At 56.6% G+C, this 18,541-nt stretch carries 23 protein-coding genes; 15 read left to right on the top strand and 8 right to left on the bottom strand.

What is annotated here, in order from left to right:
- The first annotated feature begins 35 nt into the window (after nt 1–35).
- The 7 genes from SIB64_RS15015 to SIB64_RS14985 all read left to right on the top strand — a co-directional run bounded on the left by SIB64_RS15015 (nt 36) and on the right by SIB64_RS14985 (nt 5,044).
- Nucleotides 36–1,799 (top strand): sodium:solute symporter family protein, encoded by a 1,764-nt coding sequence (locus SIB64_RS15015; protein ID WP_413440994.1) that lies wholly within the window; start codon nt 36–38, stop codon nt 1,797–1,799.
- A gap of 3 nt (nt 1,800–1,802) precedes the next feature.
- Nucleotides 1,803–1,928 carry a hypothetical protein gene (locus SIB64_RS15010; protein WP_413440993.1) on the top strand — a complete coding sequence of 42 codons (126 nt, stop codon included), beginning with the start codon at nt 1,803–1,805 and terminating at the stop codon, nt 1,926–1,928.
- 31 nt (nt 1,929–1,959) lie between these two features.
- The gene (locus SIB64_RS15005) at nt 1,960–2,769 is read left to right on the top strand and encodes a HEAT repeat domain-containing protein (RefSeq protein ID WP_413440992.1); all 810 of its coding nucleotides are present in this window, start codon (nt 1,960–1,962) and stop codon (nt 2,767–2,769) included.
- Between the two features lie 85 nt (nt 2,770–2,854).
- Nucleotides 2,855–3,058, top strand: coding sequence for a DUF2997 domain-containing protein (locus SIB64_RS15000; RefSeq protein ID WP_413443053.1), 204 nt, complete (start codon nt 2,855–2,857; stop codon nt 3,056–3,058).
- Entirely contained in the window at nt 3,058–3,450 is a 393-nt protein-coding gene (locus tag SIB64_RS14995; RefSeq protein WP_413440991.1) for a DUF1257 domain-containing protein, read from the top strand. Before SIB64_RS15000 ends, SIB64_RS14995 begins: the two co-directional genes overlap by 1 nt.
- A 50-nt stretch (nt 3,451–3,500) precedes the next feature.
- Nucleotides 3,501–3,842: a ferredoxin gene (locus SIB64_RS14990; protein WP_413440989.1), complete on the top strand. Its 342-nt coding sequence runs from the start codon at nt 3,501–3,503 to the stop codon at nt 3,840–3,842.
- Complete coding sequence (locus SIB64_RS14985; protein ID WP_413440988.1) at nt 3,839–5,044, top strand: aldo/keto reductase; 1,206 nt, start codon at nt 3,839–3,841, stop codon at nt 5,042–5,044. The genes SIB64_RS14990 and SIB64_RS14985 overlap by 4 nt, the downstream gene beginning before the upstream one ends.
- Here SIB64_RS14985 and rsmG read toward each other — a convergent pair.
- Complete coding sequence (rsmG, locus tag SIB64_RS14980) at nt 5,041–5,784, bottom strand: 16S rRNA (guanine(527)-N(7))-methyltransferase RsmG (protein WP_413440987.1); 744 nt, start codon at nt 5,782–5,784, stop codon at nt 5,041–5,043. The genes SIB64_RS14985 and rsmG overlap by 4 nt on opposite strands.
- 48 nt (nt 5,785–5,832) lie before the next feature.
- Here rsmG and SIB64_RS14975 point away from each other — a divergent pair, with 48 nt between their 5' ends.
- Complete coding sequence (locus SIB64_RS14975) at nt 5,833–6,387, top strand: J domain-containing protein (RefSeq protein WP_413440985.1); 555 nt, start codon at nt 5,833–5,835, stop codon at nt 6,385–6,387.
- Entirely contained in the window at nt 6,371–6,580 is a 210-nt protein-coding gene (locus SIB64_RS14970) for a DUF3143 domain-containing protein (protein ID WP_413440984.1), read from the top strand. Before SIB64_RS14975 ends, SIB64_RS14970 begins: the two co-directional genes overlap by 17 nt.
- Here SIB64_RS14970 and bioA read toward each other — a convergent pair.
- The gene (gene bioA, locus SIB64_RS14965) at nt 6,571–7,857 is read right to left on the bottom strand and encodes an adenosylmethionine--8-amino-7-oxononanoate transaminase (protein WP_413440983.1); all 1,287 of its coding nucleotides are present in this window, start codon (nt 7,855–7,857) and stop codon (nt 6,571–6,573) included. The genes SIB64_RS14970 and bioA overlap by 10 nt on opposite strands.
- Nucleotides 7,858–7,917: 60 nt before the next feature.
- On the opposite strand from bioA, the gene SIB64_RS14960 reads away from it, so the two are divergent.
- On the top strand, nt 7,918–8,184 hold the full coding sequence (locus SIB64_RS14960) for a hypothetical protein (protein WP_413440982.1): 267 nt from the start codon (nt 7,918–7,920) through the stop codon (nt 8,182–8,184).
- A gap of 34 nt (nt 8,185–8,218) precedes the next feature.
- On the opposite strand, the gene SIB64_RS14955 is transcribed toward SIB64_RS14960, so the two are convergent.
- Genes SIB64_RS14955 through SIB64_RS14935 form a run of 5 tightly spaced genes read right to left on the bottom strand, consistent with a single transcriptional unit; the run spans nt 8,219 to nt 11,607 of the window.
- Complete coding sequence (locus SIB64_RS14955) at nt 8,219–8,374, bottom strand: hypothetical protein (RefSeq protein ID WP_413440981.1); 156 nt, start codon at nt 8,372–8,374, stop codon at nt 8,219–8,221.
- The gene (gene bioD / locus SIB64_RS14950) at nt 8,371–9,030 is read right to left on the bottom strand and encodes a dethiobiotin synthase (RefSeq protein WP_413440980.1); all 660 of its coding nucleotides are present in this window, start codon (nt 9,028–9,030) and stop codon (nt 8,371–8,373) included. The genes SIB64_RS14955 and bioD overlap by 4 nt, the downstream gene beginning before the upstream one ends.
- Entirely contained in the window at nt 9,027–9,869 is an 843-nt protein-coding gene (locus SIB64_RS14945; RefSeq protein ID WP_413440979.1) for a methyltransferase domain-containing protein, read from the bottom strand. The genes bioD and SIB64_RS14945 overlap by 4 nt, the downstream gene beginning before the upstream one ends.
- Entirely contained in the window at nt 9,779–10,480 is a 702-nt protein-coding gene (locus SIB64_RS14940; protein WP_413440978.1) for an alpha/beta hydrolase, read from the bottom strand. Before SIB64_RS14940 ends, SIB64_RS14945 begins: the two co-directional genes overlap by 91 nt.
- Complete coding sequence (locus tag SIB64_RS14935; protein ID WP_413440977.1) at nt 10,477–11,607, bottom strand: aminotransferase class I/II-fold pyridoxal phosphate-dependent enzyme; 1,131 nt, start codon at nt 11,605–11,607, stop codon at nt 10,477–10,479. The genes SIB64_RS14940 and SIB64_RS14935 overlap by 4 nt, the downstream gene beginning before the upstream one ends.
- Nucleotides 11,608–11,660: 53 nt before the next feature.
- Here SIB64_RS14935 and SIB64_RS14930 point away from each other — a divergent pair, with 53 nt between their 5' ends.
- The gene (locus tag SIB64_RS14930; protein WP_413443052.1) at nt 11,661–12,629 is read left to right on the top strand and encodes a bile acid:sodium symporter family protein; all 969 of its coding nucleotides are present in this window, start codon (nt 11,661–11,663) and stop codon (nt 12,627–12,629) included.
- 8 nt (nt 12,630–12,637) lie between these two features.
- Here the strand turns inward: SIB64_RS14930 and SIB64_RS14925 are convergent, their stop codons facing one another.
- Nucleotides 12,638–12,958, bottom strand: a complete 321-nt coding sequence (locus SIB64_RS14925; protein ID WP_413440976.1) for a DUF3303 domain-containing protein — start codon at nt 12,956–12,958, stop codon at nt 12,638–12,640.
- Nucleotides 12,959–13,152: 194 nt separating this feature from the next.
- Here SIB64_RS14925 and SIB64_RS14920 point away from each other — a divergent pair, with 194 nt between their 5' ends.
- The 4 genes from SIB64_RS14920 to SIB64_RS14905 all read left to right on the top strand — a co-directional run bounded on the left by SIB64_RS14920 (nt 13,153) and on the right by SIB64_RS14905 (nt 18,536).
- A complete protein-coding gene (locus tag SIB64_RS14920; RefSeq protein WP_413440975.1) occupies nt 13,153–14,175 on the top strand; it encodes a hypothetical protein in 1,023 nt (340 codons plus the stop codon).
- A 197-nt stretch (nt 14,176–14,372) separates the two neighbouring features.
- A complete protein-coding gene (locus SIB64_RS14915) occupies nt 14,373–17,150 on the top strand; it encodes a DEAD/DEAH box helicase (protein WP_413440974.1) in 2,778 nt (925 codons plus the stop codon).
- Complete coding sequence (locus tag SIB64_RS14910) at nt 17,150–17,680, top strand: DUF1997 domain-containing protein (protein WP_413440973.1); 531 nt, start codon at nt 17,150–17,152, stop codon at nt 17,678–17,680. Before SIB64_RS14915 ends, SIB64_RS14910 begins: the two co-directional genes overlap by 1 nt.
- 49 nt (nt 17,681–17,729) lie before the next feature.
- Nucleotides 17,730–18,536 (top strand): hypothetical protein, encoded by an 807-nt coding sequence (locus SIB64_RS14905; protein ID WP_413440972.1) that lies wholly within the window; start codon nt 17,730–17,732, stop codon nt 18,534–18,536.
- Nucleotides 18,537–18,541 lie beyond the last annotated feature (5 nt).

Here is an 18,541-nt window from a genome sequence, read left to right as displayed (position 1 = left end):
CTGTTGCGGTTAACTGCCGTCAATGACCCTGTTCCATGGCTGCCGTTGATTGGATTCTCCTTGTCGGTTACTTGACGCTGACCCTCGTGCTGGGCTTCTGGCTCGCTAAACGCAACAAGGCGGAGGATGATTATTTCGTTGCCGGTCGACGTCTTTCCGGCTGGCTGGCGGGGGCCTCAATGGCAGCCACCACCTTCTCCATCGATACCCCCCTCTACGTTGCTGGATTAATCGGCACCCGTGGCCTCGCCGGAAACTGGGAATGGTGGGGGTTCGGCTTGGCCCATGTGGCGATGGCCGTGGTGTTCGCACCTCTCTGGCGGCGCAGTGGCGTGCTGACCGATGCCGCGTTCACCGAGCTCCGTTATGGCGGGGCAGCGGCGGCATGGCTGCGGGGCATCAAGGCGTTTCTGCTTGCCCTGCCCGTGAACTGCATCGGCATTGGTTACGCCTTCCTGGCTTTGCGCAAGGTGGTGGAAGCCCTCGGCATTGTTCAGGGTCATCCAGCAGCTCTCGGGATCACCGATACGGTCTGGCTGCTGGCCGTTGTTGCTCTTCTGGTCGTGAGTTACACGGTCGCTGGTGGACTCTGGGCTGTGGTCGTGACGGATCTGCTTCAGTTGTTACTTGCCCTTGCAGGGGCTGTCGCCGTGGCCGTGGCAGCGTTGCATGCATGCGGAGGGATGGGCTCGCTGCTTGTTCAGCTTGAGGACCTCGGCCGTCCGGAACTGTTGTCCCTCGTGCCTTGGTCCTGGTCCGACGGGCGTTTGAACTGGCTGCAGGGGGCCGAGATCAGCGTGCCGATGTTCCTGTCGTACATCGCAATCCAGTGGTGGAGCTTCCGCCGCAGCGATGGTGGCGGCGAATTCATTCAGCGGATGCTCGCCACGAAGGATGAGCAGCAGGCGCGATTGGCTGGGTGGGTCTTTCTGGTGGTCAATTACTTGCTTCGCAGCTGGCTCTGGGTCGTGGTGGGGCTTGCGGCTCTTGTTCTCCTGCCGGATCAGGCCGATTGGGAAATCAGCTACCCCGCTCTCGCCGTTCAACTGTTGCCACCGGTTGCGCTCGGATTGGTGGTTGTGTCCCTTGTGGCGGCCTTCATGAGCACCGTCAGTACATCGGTGAACTGGGGGGCGAGTTATCTCACCCACGACCTCTATCAACGCTTCATCCGCCCGAAGGCGGGTTCCCGTGAACTGCTACTGGTCGGTCAGCTCACCACAGTACTTTTGCTGGCATTGGGGGTCATCACAGCACTCATCAGCGACAGCATCGGCACGGTGTTCCGCCTGGTGATTGCCATTGGTTCCGGTCCAGGCGTGGTGCTTGTTTTGCGATGGTTCTGGTGGAGAGTCAATGCTGCCGCTGAACTTGCCGCCATGCTCTGCGGGTTCGGCGTTGGCCTGTTCACTTCGGTCATCCCGCTCGTCCGCATTGAGGATTACGGCATCCGTCTGGCGGTCATCACTGCTGTGACAGCGGTTGTCTGGGTTGGCGTGATGCTGGTCACCCCGCCTGAGTCCGATGAGGTGCTGGCGGAATTCGTCAGGCGGGTTCGTCCGCCGGGTCCCGGTTGGAGCCAGCTGAGGCAGCAGTTCAATGTCACTCCTTTGGAAACTGTTCCTGTGATGGCGACGCGTTTTCTGCTCGCCTGCGGTGTGTTGTTCGGGGGACTGATCGGTACCGGGGGCTTTTTGCTGCACCAGCAGAGTTCAGCCTGGGGAGGGCTTTGCGTTCTGGTTGTTTCTGCTCTGCTGCTGCGCCGACGAATTGAGCAGAATGTCCGCTCCAGCTGCTGAGCATTGGCCTTTTTCCGTTCCACAATTTTGCCTGCTCTGATCGTGGTGCTGTTCGTCCTTGCACTAGTAGCGGTGAGCGCAAGGATTTGGCTTCCTGGAGACATGCTCGCTCCAGCACCGATCGGATGATCTCGGACAGGCCAGCTCTACGATCGGCGCCATGACAGACGCTCCTGGTCCTCAGCGGGAACAGAGTCCCGCCAGGCTCTCCATCGATCCGGATCTGCTGGCCCAAGAGCTGGCTGCTGAAGAAGATGGGGATCCGTTGGATGCGCTCGAGCTCGATCCAGAGGCGGATAGTTCGCTTGAGGCGGCCAGATCCTGTGATCAGGGACTCATCTGGCTTGGGCAAGGGCACAACGAGCGGCTTCAGGCTTTGCGGGTGTTCTGTGAGCATCGCGATCCGCGCGCCGTCCCCCAGCTGCTCCCGCTCTTGAACCGTTCCTGCCCTGTGGAACGGATGAGTGCGGTCTATGCCCTTGGCAGAAATCCCTCTCCTCCAGCGGTGGAGCCATTGCTGCAGCTTCTGCAGGTCGACAGCAATGCCTACGTAAGGAAAGCGGCGGCATGGAGCCTGGGCAACTATCCAGACGCTCCAATCCTCAATCCCCTGATTCGTGCTCTGCAGTGCGATGTGGCAGCCGTTCGCCTCTGGTGCCCTGGTTCACTTGCTGAGGCGGGAAGTCGTTCGCCTGTCAAGGCTGATCCCGCTGCAGGTCAATTGCTCTCCAGTCTTCGTATCGACAGTGAACCGGTGGTGCGCAGCAATTGCATCTGGGCCCTGGGCCGGCTTTACGACCAGCTCGTTGAACCTCGCCGGCAGGAGATCGTGGAGGCCTTCGTTGATTCCTTGCTTAATGATGGGGAGGCTTCTGTGCGGGATGAAGCGCGCACGGCGCTCGAACAGCTTGAGGATCCTGAAGTTCTCAAGCGGCTTCAGGCGTTAATCGAAGACGGTTTTTTCGCTTGAAACAAGCGATTGATGCAGGTGTTACGAAGAGCTCAGCAGCTTGGGTTCAACGCCCTTAGCATGCGTGCCTCAGCTCACGACCGGGATGCCCCAGAGAACGATCCGTTTCATCATTCGACCCGATGGTCGTGTGGAAGAGCGGGTTGAAGGGGTCGCTGGCGAAGCCTGTCAGCAGCTCACTCAACATCTGGAGGAGGCACTCGGTTCGGTCCAGCGACGCGAGCCCACCGCTGAAGCATTCCTTCAGCCGGAAACCCAGCCCCAGACTCTCCCCGCACACCTTCACTGATGTCGCATTTCAGCACCGTAAAGACCAAGCTGCGTCAGTTGGAGCCCCTAAAGAAAGCTCTCCATGATCTTGGCTACAGCCCTGAACATGGCGAACGTCCGGTCCGTGGCTACCGCGGCCAAACCACACAGGCAGAGTTGGCCGTTGTGATGCAGGACGGGGGAGATCTCGGTTTTCGTTGGAACGCCTCGTCCGACTCCTACGAGCTTGTTACCGATCTCGACTTGTGGAAACAAACCATTCCAGTAGAGAGGTTCCTGGCCAAATTGACCCAGCGCTATGCCTTGAATACTGTTCTGGCAGCCACCAACGAGGAGGGTTTTCAGGTTTCTGAACAGACCAACCAACAGGATGGATCGATCGAGTTGGTTGTGACCCGCTGGGACGCCTGACGCTGAACGATCCGTCACTTGCTTTCAAGACTGCCTCAACTGATGAGCAGATGACATCGGGAAGGGAGCCGTTGCTAGGTGGCTCCCTCCGCGAAAAAGCTGTCTGGGTTGACGAAGCTGTTTGCATCGGATGTCGTTATTGCGCTCACGTGGCCACCAATACTTTTATCGTTGAAGCCAGTTATGGACGTTCCCGCGCTGTTCGCCAGGACGGCGACAGCACCGAGCTGATTCAAGAAGCGATTGACACCTGCCCAGTCGATTGCATCCACTGGGTTCCTTTTGAGGAGCTCGATCAGTTGAATGACGAGCTCTCCACACAGATCATGCAGCCTCTCGGTCTGCCGAGACCAGTCGGTCACAGGCGTTTGAAGCCTCGCGCTGGGGCATGAGCTCCGCTATTCCAACGCGTCGTTTCGGCCGCACGGAACTTGCAATCCCGATGTTGTCTCTCGGTGGGATGCGTTTTCAGCAGAGCTGGTCTGATTTATCAGCTGCGCAAATCGCGGACTCCTCTCAGCTTCAGCTTCAGGCGACGTTGGACCGTGCTGTGAGTGCTGGGTTTCATCACGTTGAGACGGCGCGCCATTACGGCACGTCAGAACTGCAACTGGGCTGGGCGCTACCTAAGTCCCCTGACCCAGAGCGATTGATTCAGAGCAAGGTTCCACCCCGCGAGGATTCCGCTGAATTTGAAGCGGAGCTGGAAGTGAGTTTCGAGCGGCTCTCCTGTCAGCACCTTGATCTCTTGGCAATTCATGGCATCAACCTTCAGGAGCATCTCAACCAGACCCTTCGTCCGGGAGGGTGCATGGACGTCGTGCGGCGCTGGCAAAACGACGGTCGGATCGGTCATGTGGGCTTCTCCACCCATGGCCCCACGACGCTGATCACTCAGGCGATCAAGACCGGTGCTTTTGATTATGTGAATCTGCACTGGTATTACATCCGTCAGGACAACAGTCCTGCCCTCGACGCCGCCCGCCAACAGGACATGGGTGTCTTCATCATCAGCCCTACCGATAAGGGAGGTCATCTCCACACACCATCAGAGCGGTTGCTCGAGCTCTGTCAGCCCTTGCATCCGATCGTGTTCAACGACCTGTTCTGCCTGAGCGATCCTCGTGTTCACACCATCAGTGTTGGTGCGGCAAAGCCCACCGACTTGGATCTGCATCTTGAAGCCGTCTCCCGACTTCAGGAGGCTGATCAGTTGTTACCCCTTGTGCAGCGCCGCTTGGTTTCAGCTGCTTCAGAGGCCCTGGGGGAAGACTGGCTCAGGAGCTGGCACATCGGTCTGCCGGCCTGGCATCAGACTCCAGGTCAGATCAACCTGCCAATCCTTCTCTGGCTTCACAACATTCTCGAGGCCTGGGATTTGGAGAGTTTTGCCAAAGCGCGGTACCGACTTCTCGGTCAGGGTGGACATTGGTTCCCTGGAGCCAATGCCGATGGGTTGGATCGGGATCTAGATCCCAGGATGCTGGATCAGGCTCTTTCAGCCAGTCCATGGCGCCGGCGGATCCCTTCCATCCTTCGGTCGCTCCGGCAGCGCCTGGCTGGAGAAACGCAGGCCCGGCTGAGCAGTGCTTAACGGCCGAGTCCGCTCAGTGGAAATTTGGCCGGAATGCCGATTGCTCTTGGATAGGTCGCTGGACAGAGGCCACGGGATTTCACCGTGAGCACGTGGCGGATGCCACGGTTATCTGGCAATTGGTTCTGCTGGACACCGATCACTGCTGCCTGCAAGGGCTTGAGAGCCTGATTCAGCTCCTGTTCATCGTTGACGCTCCACTGACCGCGATACAGCAGTGCTTCGCCATCGCGGCTAAGCAGGGGGACCAAGTATTCGGCAACTATGGGTGCTGCGGCAACCGCCCTCGCCACGGCCAGATCGAAACCCTGCCGAGACCCAGGATCGTGACCAGTTGTCTCGATCCGTTCAGTTCTCACATGCACTCTGTTTGTTAGGCCAATGCCATCGGCCATGGCTTGTACAGCAGCGGTCTTGCGTCCGACCGAATCCAGCAGGGTCATCTCCGCGCCCGGCAAGGCAATGGCAATGGCAAGACCTGGGAACCCGCCGCCAGTTCCTACATCGATGCAGCGCCGCGATTTCCCGCCTGTCTGCAGAAGATGCTGCAGCGGCCAGAGGCTGTCGAAAATCTGATTGATCCAGAAATCGTCCCCCTCCACAAGACGGGTCAGATTGACTCGTCCGTTCCACTCCCGCAGGAGTCCCTGCAGCTGATTGAGTTGACTGAGCTGCTCCGGCTGTGGATGCCACCCCAGGGCTTGCCAGAAATCGGGCCCGGGTCCGATGGAGATGGGCATCGGACCATGATCCAACTCTCTCTACAGTGAAGGACCGGCCCTCCACCGTTGTCCCCATCGACCAGCCATTACGAGAGGCTTGGGGTCCCTAGTCATGCTGATCCGGAAACGCTCCGTCAGGCATTCCGTCGGCGCAGCAAAGATTTGCATCCCGACACCACAACCCTGCCGGCGTTGGAGGCGGCCCAGCAATTTCAGCAGCTCCGTCAGTCATATGAGCTCCTGGCCGATCCGGAGCGTCGTCGCCGTTATGACGATCAACTCAACGGCCAGCGCAGCCAACCGTCAGTGCCAGTGTCAACGTCTGCGCCCCGGAAGGATCACTGGAGCGGAATTGGAGAACGCCGCCCTCTATCCGGTGGGGAGTGGTTTTCGTTGGTGCTGCTTGGTGGTGCATTGCTGCTCAGCTTGGTGCTCGGCCTTGGTGTTGCGCTCGTGCAGGGCCGTGAATGGCAGGTCTCGCCAGGTTGGTTGAATGTTGAGCAGACCCAGGCCAGCACCGCCCTGCTTCCTTCCGATGCCATCCCTGCCGCCCGACCAGACCCCTTTGAATCAGCATTCACTCCGGGCATTGGAGCAGTGGTTGATGGAGCTGGGGGCTGATCCAATGGTCGGGAATCCCTGCTGTTGGAGCCTGATTCACCCCGATTGGACCGCGGAGCTGCTGCTCGATCGAGAACATCTCCATGTCACCTGGCAACAACCAGAACAACGATCGAGGCAGTGTGTTCTCCCATATGGTCTGTCGCGGGCCGACGTGACTGCTGCGATTCAAGCGGGCCCTGACTACAGCTGATCCAAAGCCTTGGTGATCGCGTCATAACAGCATTCCAGTTGGGCATCACTGATGCACAGTGGCGGAAGCAGGTACACCACCTGACCAAGGGGGCGCAGAAAAACGCCGTGGTTCATGGCAATGCGCTTCACGGTGGGTCCGGCTGGGTTTAAGTAGCCAGCGGTTCCGCCCACCACAAGGTCAAAGGCTGCCAGTGTGCCGATCAGTCTCGGTCGCTGGACTCGCGGATGGGATGCGAGTGCCTGCAGATGGGGGCGATGTCGCTGTTCGAATCCGAGGAACTGTGACGGATCCGCTTCCAGAAGATCAAGGCTGGCATTGGCGGCGGCGCAGCCCAAGGGGTTGGCTGTAAAGCTGTGGCCATGCCAGAAGGTCAGCTGCGGGTCAACGCCGATGAAGGCGCCGAACACCCTCTCGCTTGCCATCGTCACACCCATCGGAAGGCAACCCCCCGTCAGCCCTTTGGAAAGGGCGATCAGGTCGGGCTTCAGCTCGGCGCGTCGACTTGCGAACCAGTCTCCACAGCGCCCGAAACCCGTGAGCACTTCGTCTGCGATCAACAGGGCACCGGCCTGCCGGACCCTGTGCTCCACCTGTTTCAGGAAGTGCGGCCGCACCATGGACATGCCGCCTGCGCCTTGCAACAGAGGTTCGAGTATTACAGCCGCCGTCGGAGTCTCAAGACACCTTTCGAGGACGGATAGGGCGTTGTGTTCGCGATCCTCCACCGTGGCGTCGCCCCACCAGGTGGCGGGCCAGGGAACGCGTGCGACGGGGAAGAGTTTGTCGTTATACGGCGCGCTGAACAGGTTGCGTTCACCCACGGCCATCGCCCCGAAAGTGTCGCCGTGATACGCACCGTCGAAGGCAATGATTTGATGGCGAGGTTCATCGCGGTTGTGCCACCACTGGCAGGCGATCTTGAGGGCCACCTCGACGGCGGTTGATCCGTTGTCAGAGAAAAAGAGCCGTTCAAGCCCGGTGAGCTTGCTGAGTCGTTCGGCCAGCCGTTCGGCCGGCTGATGGCAGAAGTCCGCAAAGATCACCTGCTCCAGCGTTCGAGCCTGTTTTGCGATCGCATCAGCGAGCACGGGATGGCTGTGCCCATGGAGCGTGACCCACCAACTGCTGATGGCGTCGATCAGGGGTGGAGCACCCTCACGATGAAGAAGAGCACCCTTTCCGGAGCGGATCCGCTGCTGAGGGGGGGAAGAACCGATCTGTGTGAAAGGTGGCCACAGGTTCGGATGAGATTCCGTCTTGGGTTGGGACCCCATGGTCAATCGCGCCGGTTTTGCCATATTGAAAGCCGAGGAGCGGATTCCCCTTTCGCGTTCATGCGTTCCAGACGGATCTCCAAACGATTCATTCCGGTGGACTGGGCGTCCCGGAGAGCTTGTACAGCCGGTTCACTGCATCGAGAGGTGTTTGCTGAAGGAACCTGGCCCTCCATCCGTGTTCTGCTTGAAGCCAGGGGATGGGCGCCGTTCCACGTGGAGCGGATCCATGAGCACTTGCGTCAGGGATGGCCGTTGGCGATGGCTGCCAGGCAGGTCTCCATGCAGATGGGCGCCTGTCCGGCACGATCAAAGTTCCTGGGCTGAATCCGGCCCGTTCATTTCAGTGGCTGACGTCCTTTCAGCGACAGAGGTCAGTTTCCTTCTCGGACTCCGTTGCAAGCGGCCCGCAGTTCACCCATCGAACGAGCTGCACTTCCACGTCAGTAAACAGCACAAGCACTCCGGCACAGAGAAGCCCTACCGCCGCAATGACCAGGGACTGACGAGGGTTCATGGAACAACTGTTTTGAGCCGTTGTCGGAACTTAGAGCCCAGATCCTGCCTGTGCCATTCAATCGCCAGAGCTGACGCATCAAGAGGTTTTAGGGGTGGAAGTTCGGCCAGGACAGGGACCTGACCGAACTGCTCAAGGGTGATCGGATTGTCCGCGTGACGCGGACCGTTGAGGATGAGTCCCAGCACAGGGATCTCGCGATGCTTGAGAGCCTCAAGGCTGAGCAGGGTGTGATTGAGGGTGCCAAGCCCGCTATCCGCAACGAGGAGGACGGGAAGCCTCCACTGTTTCAACTGATCGATCTGCAACCAGTTACGGGTGAGCGGCACCATCAGTCCACCTGCGGTTTCCACCACAAGCGCCCCTGAATGATCGGGCAGGTCCAACCGATGGCGATCGAGTTCCACCGCATCGATCTCTGCTGCCCAGTGGGGGGACACGGGGGAATGGAAGGCATAAGCCTCCGCCAAGCACCGATCAGCTGGGAGTTGAAGGAGTGCTTGCACACGCCCACGGTCTCCCCCCCCGTCCAAACCGCTTTGGAGAGGTTTCCAATACGTCGCATGGAGCCCTTGCACCAAGAGGGCGCTCACCACGGTTTTTCCAATATCCGTACCGGTGCCGCAGACAACTAGACGAGGGGGTGGTTGTGTCATCGCTTCAAGAGGAGCAAAAGCACATGCCAGGTGAGTGTGACTGTGTCTTTCTCTGACGGTTTCGGCCAGGCGCGGCACAGGCGTCTCCAGGCTGCAGGATTCAGTGACGGAGCTGGTGTCGAGCCGGCACCGATCGCGCTGATTGGCTTCAGCAGTCGGATCGGATGATCCGCTCTCTGGCTCAGTTTCAAGATGACTTGGTGCTGAACGGCAGTTGCAGGAAGCTCCTGGATCAGTGCATGGGCTTCAGGAAATCGCAGTGCCGTGCAGGGCACCTGCGCGATCTCTGCAGCCATTCGCCATTGCGGGAAGCTTCCGGCAACGGGCACGGTGAGGGCAAGCCACCCATCCGGTCCAAGACAATCAAACCAGCGCCTCAGCACTTCATGAGGGGCTGGGAGCCAATGCAGTGTGAAGCTCGAAGCCAGCAGCATCGGATCCGCTGACCACTCAGGGAGGCCATTGTTCAGATCAACGAGAGCTGTTACCGCTTTCTTGGGATGGAGTTTCAACATTTCGGCACTGCCATCGATGCGAAGCACCGGCTGCCCTGGATGGCGTGCCTCCAGGGCATCAGCTAACAAACCTGTGCCGCTGCCAAGGTCCACCCAGAGACCCTGGGGAATGGGGCTTCTCGCGCAGAGTCCAGCCAGGCGCTGTGCAACGGAACGCTGGAGGACGGCGAGGCTTTCATAACGCGTTGCGGCTTGCCCGAAGCCGCGCAACACCTGATCGGTCCAGCTCGTGCTCATTCGCCGGCAAGCCACTTGATGACCAGCCGTTGCAGCTGTGGTGTGATCAGAAGAGCGTGCCCCTCGCCCTGAAGTTGCGGCGTGCATGGGGGTGTCAGGAGGTGATCTTTGAGGTGATGCAGAATTTGCCGGCGGACTGGCTCGATCACAATGGCGTCTTGATCCCCCTGGAGCACCAGGACACCGGCCTGCCGAGGACATCCAGGCGGTAGATCGTCAATCCTGCTCAGCAACTGCAGGTCTTGACGCAGTCGATCGCGCCCTCGGCTGGAGGGGCCTTGACGAAGCAGTGAACCTGGCAGCGCATGCAAGGGGAGGGGGGCTGCGACACGTTCCAGAAACCGCTTCAGCATGGTCTGCTCTGCCGAAGTGCCGATTTGGCGTGCCATTCCCTGGAGTCCGGTTCTCAGTGCACGGCCCGCCGCACCTTCAGGAACAAAGCGACTGAAACTGGCCAAGAGCACTAGATCTGTTGCCGCTTTCAGCGTGGTTGCATCAACCAGGTGGAATCCCAGCGAGTGGCAGATCAACACTCTTCGATTGGCCTTTGTGTGCCAACTGGGTTGAACGGGGTGCTCCTCCCCATAGCCCCTCTCCGCGTTGCACCAGAGCCAACCTTTGGCCGCAAAGGCCCTTTGCCAGTGCGTCCAATGGCTTGCATCGCCGGCCCAGCCATGCATCGCGATCACTTGCTTCATCCGCGGGCGAGGGCTGAGAGCAGTGTGTTCAAGGTGTCATCGGGCAGATCCCGGCGCACAACCAGCCTCAGACGCGAGGAGCCCTCAGGCACGGTCGGCGGCCTGATCGCTACGGTCAACAGACCAGAGGTTTCCAGGGTCTGTTGAACAGAAAGCGCATCGGCATCTGAGCCGATCAGCAGCGGCAGAACCGGTCCATCACCCCTCGGCCGCGGCCAACCCTTCTTGTTGAGAGCGCAGCGCCATTGCTGTGCTCTTAAGCGCAACTCCGTTCCCCATTCGGGGTGGGAACGAATCAGATCCAGAGCTTTAAGCGCGGCTCCCACGATCGGTGGGGCAAGGGCTGTGGTGTATCGGAATGCCCCACTCGTTTGAAGCAGCTGATCCCCCCAATGGCGGTTTGTGGCAAGAAAGGCTCCACCACTACCAAAGGCCTTCCCAAACGTGCCGCTGATCAGGTGGATCGGTTCGTCGACCCCGAAACAGAGTCCACGCCCTTGCGAACCCATCACACCGAGAGCATGGGCTTCATCCACAAGCAGTCGTGCTCCCCAATGGGCGCAGAGCGCTGCCATCCCCTGGATGTCGGGGCTTGTGCCTTCCATGCTGAACAGACTTTCACTAATGACAACGGTGGAGCTGCCATTGGAGTGCCGTTTCAGACGTTTTTCGAGGTCCTCGAGGTTGTTATGAGAGAAGCGAAGCAGCCTGGCGCCACTGGCACGCACACCAACCAAGAGTGAGTGGTGGATCAAGCGATCGGCGAGGACGACCGAATGGCGATCTGCCAACGCGGCGACTGCGGCGATGTTGGCTTGAAATCCGCTGGGGAACAGCAGAACGCGCTCACGACCGAGCCATTGCGCAATGGCGTCCTCCAGTGCCGCATGACTGGGGCGACTGCCTGTCACCAATCGGGATCCCCCTGATCCAACCCCTTCGTTCTGGAGTGTGCTGACGGCGGCTTGGATCACGGCCGGATGGCGACTGAGCCCGAAATAGTCGTTGCTGGCCAAATCCAGCAGCTTTGTCCGTTTGGTCAGGCTGGCGTCCTCGAGCAGCCAGGGGTGTTCCCCCGGCTGCCACGTGCGCAGGTGTCGACGGCGGGATGGTGGAAGTCCACGCATTCATTCAGTCTGCGTGTCACCCCGACGCAGGATGGATGGCCCGTTTGCATCCGATGACCCCAGAGCGCTACACGCTGCTGTTCCCCGTCTGGACCGTGTTGGGTGCGAGCCTGTCTCTGGTTGTGCCCGAGTGGTTCACGTGGTTTCGGGGACCATGGATCACCAGCGGACTCGGTCTGATCATGCTTGGCATGGGGCTTGGGCTGGCACCAAGGGATTTCGTGCGGGTCGGTCGACGCCCTGCCCCTGTGGGTCTTGGCGTGTTGGCTCAGTTTTTGGTGATGCCATCGCTCGCTGCTGTGCTTGCCGTGGGGCTGAGACTGGATCCGCCCTTTGCCGTGGGGCTGATTCTTGTCGGGTGTTGTCCTGGAGGGACAGCCAGCAATGTTGTGGCTTTGATTGGACGCGCTGATGTGGCTTTATCCGTGGTGATGACCACGTGCAGCACCCTTGCAGCGGTCGTCTTAACACCACGTCTCACGGAGCTGCTGGCAAGTCAGTACGTGCCAGTGGATGGCTGGGCACTGTTCCTGAAAGTTGTGCAGGTGGTCCTGCTGCCGCTTTCGATCGGCGTGTTTCTTAAGCAGGGGCTTCCTCGCGTGGCCCGTCGCGTTGAGCCAGTCATGCCGCCACTGGCAGTGACGGCGATCGTGCTGATCGTCTCGAGCATTGTCGGTAGCCAGCGCGCTGCCCTTCAGCAACAGGGGCCGTTGCTGCTTTTGGCCTGTCTGCTCCTTCATGCGGGAGGTTTTTTGTTGGGCTTTTGGTTGCCCCGCTGGTTCGGCTATCCCGGTTCAGTGCAACGAACGATCAGCATTGAGGTGGGGATGCAGAACTCAGGCTTGGCCGTGGTTCTGGCCCGCAGTGGAGGTTTTGTGAGCCCGCTGACGGCTTTGCCTGGGGCTATTTCGGCAGTGCTGCACTGCATGATCGGGAGTGCGTTGGCAGCAATATGGAGGTCGCGCGAGTCGGCACAAAAAAACCCCGTCCGTGACGGGGTTGAGCAGGTTTATCAGGATTGACGACGTGATCAATCTCCGAGTTTGGCAAAAAGATCTTTGTGGTAATCCACTACGTTCTGGCAGCTGATCACGGGCGTAATCTCCATGACGATGCCAAATTGGGCACGCCAGGGTGCGAAGTGGGTAAACAACTGTTTGTCCCCATCGGCCCTGCAGAGAACGACAACACGCCCTTCTCCGGGAGCGTGAACGCGGAAGAGCAGTTCAAACCCATCAAACTTGTCCTCTTTGGCCATAGCTCCGCTTTCCCACAGTTCAATGAACTGGGCGTAGGCAGCCTTTTGGAGCTCTATATCTTCAAATTGACAGTCAACCAGGTAAAGCTGCATGATGTGAAAGTGTCAACACTCTATTAAAGCATTGACAGTGAAATCTGAAGCCTTTTTGCTTGAATAAAATCTTATTTTTTGGCTTTAAGATCTTTGAGATTGTTGGCGGCATCGCGACTAGAAGGCTTGGCTGTGCGGAGGTTTGACGAAGGAATGTTTTTAGGTTTAAAGTCTTTGAATCGATTTAACGAAGAGTGAGCCCTAAAAAGCTGTTAGTGGTCCATGCGGGAACACATAAAACAGCGACAACTTACATACAGGACAGGCTGGGCGCCAATCAAGGGATTTTGAGGAAGAATAAAGTCCTCGTTCTTTCGCATGAAACAAAAAAGGTTGGTCGATTTTATAAATTAGCGACGCTTCTCAAGGAAAAAAGTTTTCGGAGGGTATCCAGGATTCTTAATTCAACTCCTGAGGATATTCGCCAGGTTGTCGTCAGTGATGAAAGGCTCACCAAAGTTCTGATACAGGAGGAATTGCTGGATGGATTGTTGTATGCAGTGAAGCGGTCGGGTTTCAGGTTGAGAGTTGTCTTTTTTCTGAGAGATCAACCTGATTACATCAATTCTTTGTACATCCAGGAAATAAAGAGGCTTTATCATGCTCAAGACATCCAGCGTTATTCAAAACGTTGTATGCGAAAATTAAACGATCGATTTAACTATAATCTAATGTTCTCAGATTTGATTGATCGCCCAAAAATTCGTGCTCAATTTATTCCTTTTGGTGTAGGAGGTATCGACCCATTTGACAGCTTCATGGACTCTCAGGGATGGCGATCTAAGCAGGGCTGGAATCCTGCGAGTGCTGGAATCATCAATGATCAGCCCGGAGTGAAGGGCGTCTGGCTGGCGAGGCAGGTTCGGAAGCGCCTGGAGGCGATCAATGCAAACTGTAAATATGTTCGAGGACAATCTCGTTTTATCGATAAATACGTTCGGGCAAATTCATGGCATAAAGAAAAATATTATGGGTTCGATCAAAAAAGAGTTAACATTATAAGAACATTCTACAAGAATGGCAATGATCAATTCGCCCAGAAGGTTTGGGGTAAAAGTTGGGAAGATGTTTATCGGTTCCCTCACCGTTCACAAAAAAGTTTTGAATTAGCTGATCTTGATGATTCGAATCAAATCGATTTGATGCAGGAAGCTGTCGATTTGGTCATTCAAGATATCCGAGCCGAGAAACCGCAGGCCTTTGAATCAAGCGATTAAACAACTCAACTTTGTGATGGCTCCTCTGTAATTAGTCTGTAAAGCCACAACCCGCTACAGGCAAGGCTGAACGAAAGCAGGATCGTTAGCAGATCAAGTGTCGTCATGGAACTTCACAATCCTTGTTGTTCTAGCTCTTCCTTCGAGCAACTGGCTTTCGTTCGTTGCGATTGACCAGTTGTCTTTAGAATTACGAGATGAGCCAATCGGCGCAGGACCCAGCTTCTTCCGACGTCGTAGAAGCGACGCCAGCCAAGGTTCTAGATCCTGCTGCAATTTTTCCATTCCCTCTGGATGGGTTTCAGCTCGAAGCAGTTGATGCCCTGAACCAGGGTCACTCTGTCGTCGTGAGCGCGCCAACCGGGTCCGGTAAAACCTTGGTTGGTGAGTATGCGATTCACCGTGCCCTCGCGCACGGCCAGAAGGTTTTTTACACGACACCTCTCAAGGCGCTGTCCAATCAGAAGCTACGGGATTTCCGAAATCAGTTCGGAGACCAGAACGTTGGTCTGATGACAGGGGACCTCAGTGTTAACCGCGATGCATCGATTGTGGTGATGACCACAGAGATCTTCCGCAACATGCTTTATGCCGAAGCGGATCAATTCGACGACCCTTTGACAGATGTGGAAGCTGTGGTTCTCGATGAGTGCCACTACATGAATGATTCCCAGAGGGGAACCGTCTGGGAAGAATCAATCATTCATTGCCCTCCTTCGGTGCAGTTGGTGGCTCTCTCGGCAACGGTGGCCAATGCGGGGCAGCTCACCGATTGGATTGAGAAGGTGCACGGTCCCACCACACTCATCACCAGCGATTACCGGCCGGTCCCGCTCCAATTCAGTTTCTGCAGCGCCAAAGGTCTGCATCCCTTGTTGAATGAAAAAGGAACGGGTCTCCATCCCAATTGCAAGGTTTGGCGTGCTCCGAAGGGGCACAAACGCAAGGGGCGTTCTCCCAAACCTCCCCAGCCGGAGCCACCTCCGATCAGTTTTGTTGTGGCACAGATGGCAGAGAGGGACATGCTCCCTGCCATCTATTTCATCTTCAGCCGGCGAGGTTGCGATAAGGCAGTACGCGACCTGGGCGTTCAGTGCCTCGTCACTCGGGAAGAGCAGGCACGTCTCCAAGCGCGTTTAGCGACGTACAGCGCGGAAAATCCCGAAGCGGTCCGGGATGGGTTGCATGCGGATGCGCTGCTGCGGGGCATCGCCGCTCATCATGCAGGCGTCTTGCCAGCTTGGAAGGAACTGATCGAAGAGCTGTTTCAGCAAGGCCTGGTGAAGGTGGTCTTCGCCACGGAAACGCTTGCTGCCGGCATCAATATGCCGGCTCGAAGCACGGTCATTGCCTCTCTGTCCAAGCGAACGGAACGAGGTCACCGTCCTCTCATGGGAAGTGAGTTTCTGCAGATGGCCGGTCGAGCCGGCCGCCGCGGTCTTGATTCCAGGGGCTACGTGGTCACGGTGCAGAGCCGCTTCGAAGGCGTGCGTGAAGCGGGACAACTGGCGACGAGCCCAGCCGATCCGCTGGTGAGCCAGTTCACTCCCAGCTACGGCATGGTGCTCAACCTGTTGCAACGCCATGACCTGGCCAAGGCTCGCGAATTGGTGGAACGCAGTTTTGGTCGATACCTCGCCAGTCTCGATCTTGTTGAAGATGAAGACCTGTTGTCACAACTCAGGCTTCAGCTCAGTCAGCTTGAAGGCGTTGCAGGTGATGTGCCATGGGAAGACTTCGAGGAGTACGAGAAACTGCGCGGCCGCCTGCGGGAGGAACGGCGCCTGCTGCGCATCCTGCAGCAACAGGCTGAGGAAACACTGGCGAATGAACTCACGCTGGCACTGCAGTTCGCCAGCGCCGGTACCTTGGTGAGTCTGAAAGCTCCACAGCTGCGGGGCCGAGTCACCCCGGCTGTGATCGTCGACAAAATTAAGGGGGCAGGTCAGTTCCCTCTGCTGCTCTGTCTTACGGAAGAGAATGTATGGGTGCTACTGCCTTGTCAGGCTGTGGTGAGTCTGCATGCAGAGCTCAGTTGTCTGCAGGTGAGCGGCGTGGCCGAACCTGAACTTCAGCGTTCCGGTGAACTTCGCCATGGTGACCAAGCCAGTGGAGGTCTCGCTCTGGCTGTGGCGCATATGGCCCGCCGCCATGACATGAACACGCCTCAGTACGACCTTGCCGGTGAAGTTCTCCAACAGGCGCGTCTTGTCCATCAGCTGGAGCAAGAGCAGGACTTGCATCCTGCGCACCGTTGGGGGGATCGCAAACAACTGAAGAAGCACCGCCGGCGCATGGAGGAACTGGAACAGGAAATTGAGGCCCGGCAGCAACAGCTTCATCACCGTGCCAATAAACACTGGGAGACTTTTTTGTCGCTGATCGAGATCCTGCGACAGTTCGGCTGTCTCGATGATCTTGAGCCAACGGAAATTGGCAGGACTGTGGCTGCCTTACGGGGTGACAACGAGCTTTGGTTGGGTTTGGCGTTGATGAGTGGCCACCTCGATGCCTTGCCACCTGAGGATCTAGCAGGTGTGTTTGAAGCCATCAGCACGGAGGTCAATCGGCCAGATCTCTGGAGCGGCTTCCCTCCCCCTCCCGCAGCGGAGGAAGCTCTGAATGCTCTTTCAGGCCTGCGACGTGATCTGCTCAGAGCCCAGGAGCGAGAGGGTGTGGTGGTGCCGGCATGGTGGGATCAGGAGTTGATGGGACTCGTTGAGTCGTGGGCCAGCGGCACAGGTTGGAATGACCTGATCGCGAACACGTCGTTGGATGAGGGCGACGTAGTGCGCATCATGCGCCGGACCGTTGATCTTCTTGCCCAGGTTCCATACTGCGAGGCGATCAGTGAGCAGTTGCGTGGACATTCTCGTCAGGCTCTTGCTGCGATCAATCGATTTCCGGTTTGCGAATCGGACGATCTGATGAAAAATCCCTCTGGTATGAACCCTGCTACTGAGCGCGCTGCCTAATGCTCCTCCACTGTTCTGGAGAAAAAATAACCCGCATTGATTGCGTTGATGCAACTGTCGATGACTTGAAGACGTTCTTATCGGATTCCAACCGGATCATGCGGGCACTGCTCGATCCTAAAAACCTGAGACAATTGGGTCATGATCGTTTTTTATATGCATCAAGACCTTATCGTTTGCTTACATTTGAAATTCAACCTCAGGTTGTTTTTGTCGTTCATTGGGGTGCTGAGAAGTTAAATATTGTTTTTGAAAGTTGTGACATTGCTGGTTTGGGTGGCATTGAGAAATCCCTCTGCTTTTCCTGTACAGCGACAATTTGTCCGGTGAGTGGTGGTCTTGAAGCTGTAGCAAAAGCTGATTTAAAGCTGACAAAAACCGTTCTTACCGCATTCGTACCTGATGCCGTTTGGCTTCGTCTTGGCAGAAAAGCTCTGAACATTGTTTTCAAAAGGCTGGAAGAACGATGCCAACGGAGATTGAGAAAATCGGCTGTTCGCTGGGTTCAGCGAGCATCAAGTTTGGCTTGAATGATCACAATACATGGATTTCATGCCATCGATGGTATGATCAATTTGGATGGTTACCTTTCCGTTGATTGTTGCTAATGCCCAGATCCCATCAATTGAAGTTAAAGATGTCGTCTTTAAATGTGCACTTAGAGACTCTACGTTCTTAACCCCACCGTGGACAACAACATTCTCACAGGGCGAAAGGGTCGCTTTGATTTCGTCGAACCGAAAAATTCGTAGTCAATTCATAAGTTTGCTATACGGTTTGATAAAGCCCGAATCAGGGCAAATAATTTCTCATGGGTTCGTTAGTTGGCCGTTGGGATTAAAGGGTGGGTTGGACAGCAAATTAACACTGAAGCAAAATATGAGATTTTTAGTTGGTATGTATCCTGACCGCTTGGCACCACTGGATTGGGACCGGTTTCTTGCAGCTTTTTTGCAAGTTTTAAATCTATCTGCTGATCAGCCATTAAAAACTCTTCGCTCCAAGGATCAAAGGTTGTTTTTTATGGTGGTTTCGCTTGCGTTTTCTTTTGAAACGTTTTTACTCCCTTCAGCTTTTTTCCTACAGGGCAATGAAAAGGAAAAGCTTTATCAGTACTTTAAGAAGGTCTTCGATGCAAGAATTGAGAATCAATGTCTAATCACGACAAGTGTAAACAGAAAGTTTCTTAAACAGTACTGTCACCGGGGCCTCGTCATTGACAATGTAGGTGGGATCGCTTTTGAAGGGGGTGTGGAAGACTGCTTTGCGTGGTTAAAATCTCATAACGCTCCAACACTTGATGCTGATGATTCTGTTGACGAAAGTTCTTTCAGCAAGGAATTAGACAATGAAGATATTGATCCAAGTCTCTATGACATCATTTGATTTAA

This window comes from Synechococcus sp. MIT S1220, assembly GCF_047303025.1.
GTDB lineage: Bacteria > Cyanobacteriota > Cyanobacteriia > PCC-6307 > Cyanobiaceae > Parasynechococcus.
This window is presented reverse-complemented; position numbering and strand designations above follow the sequence as displayed.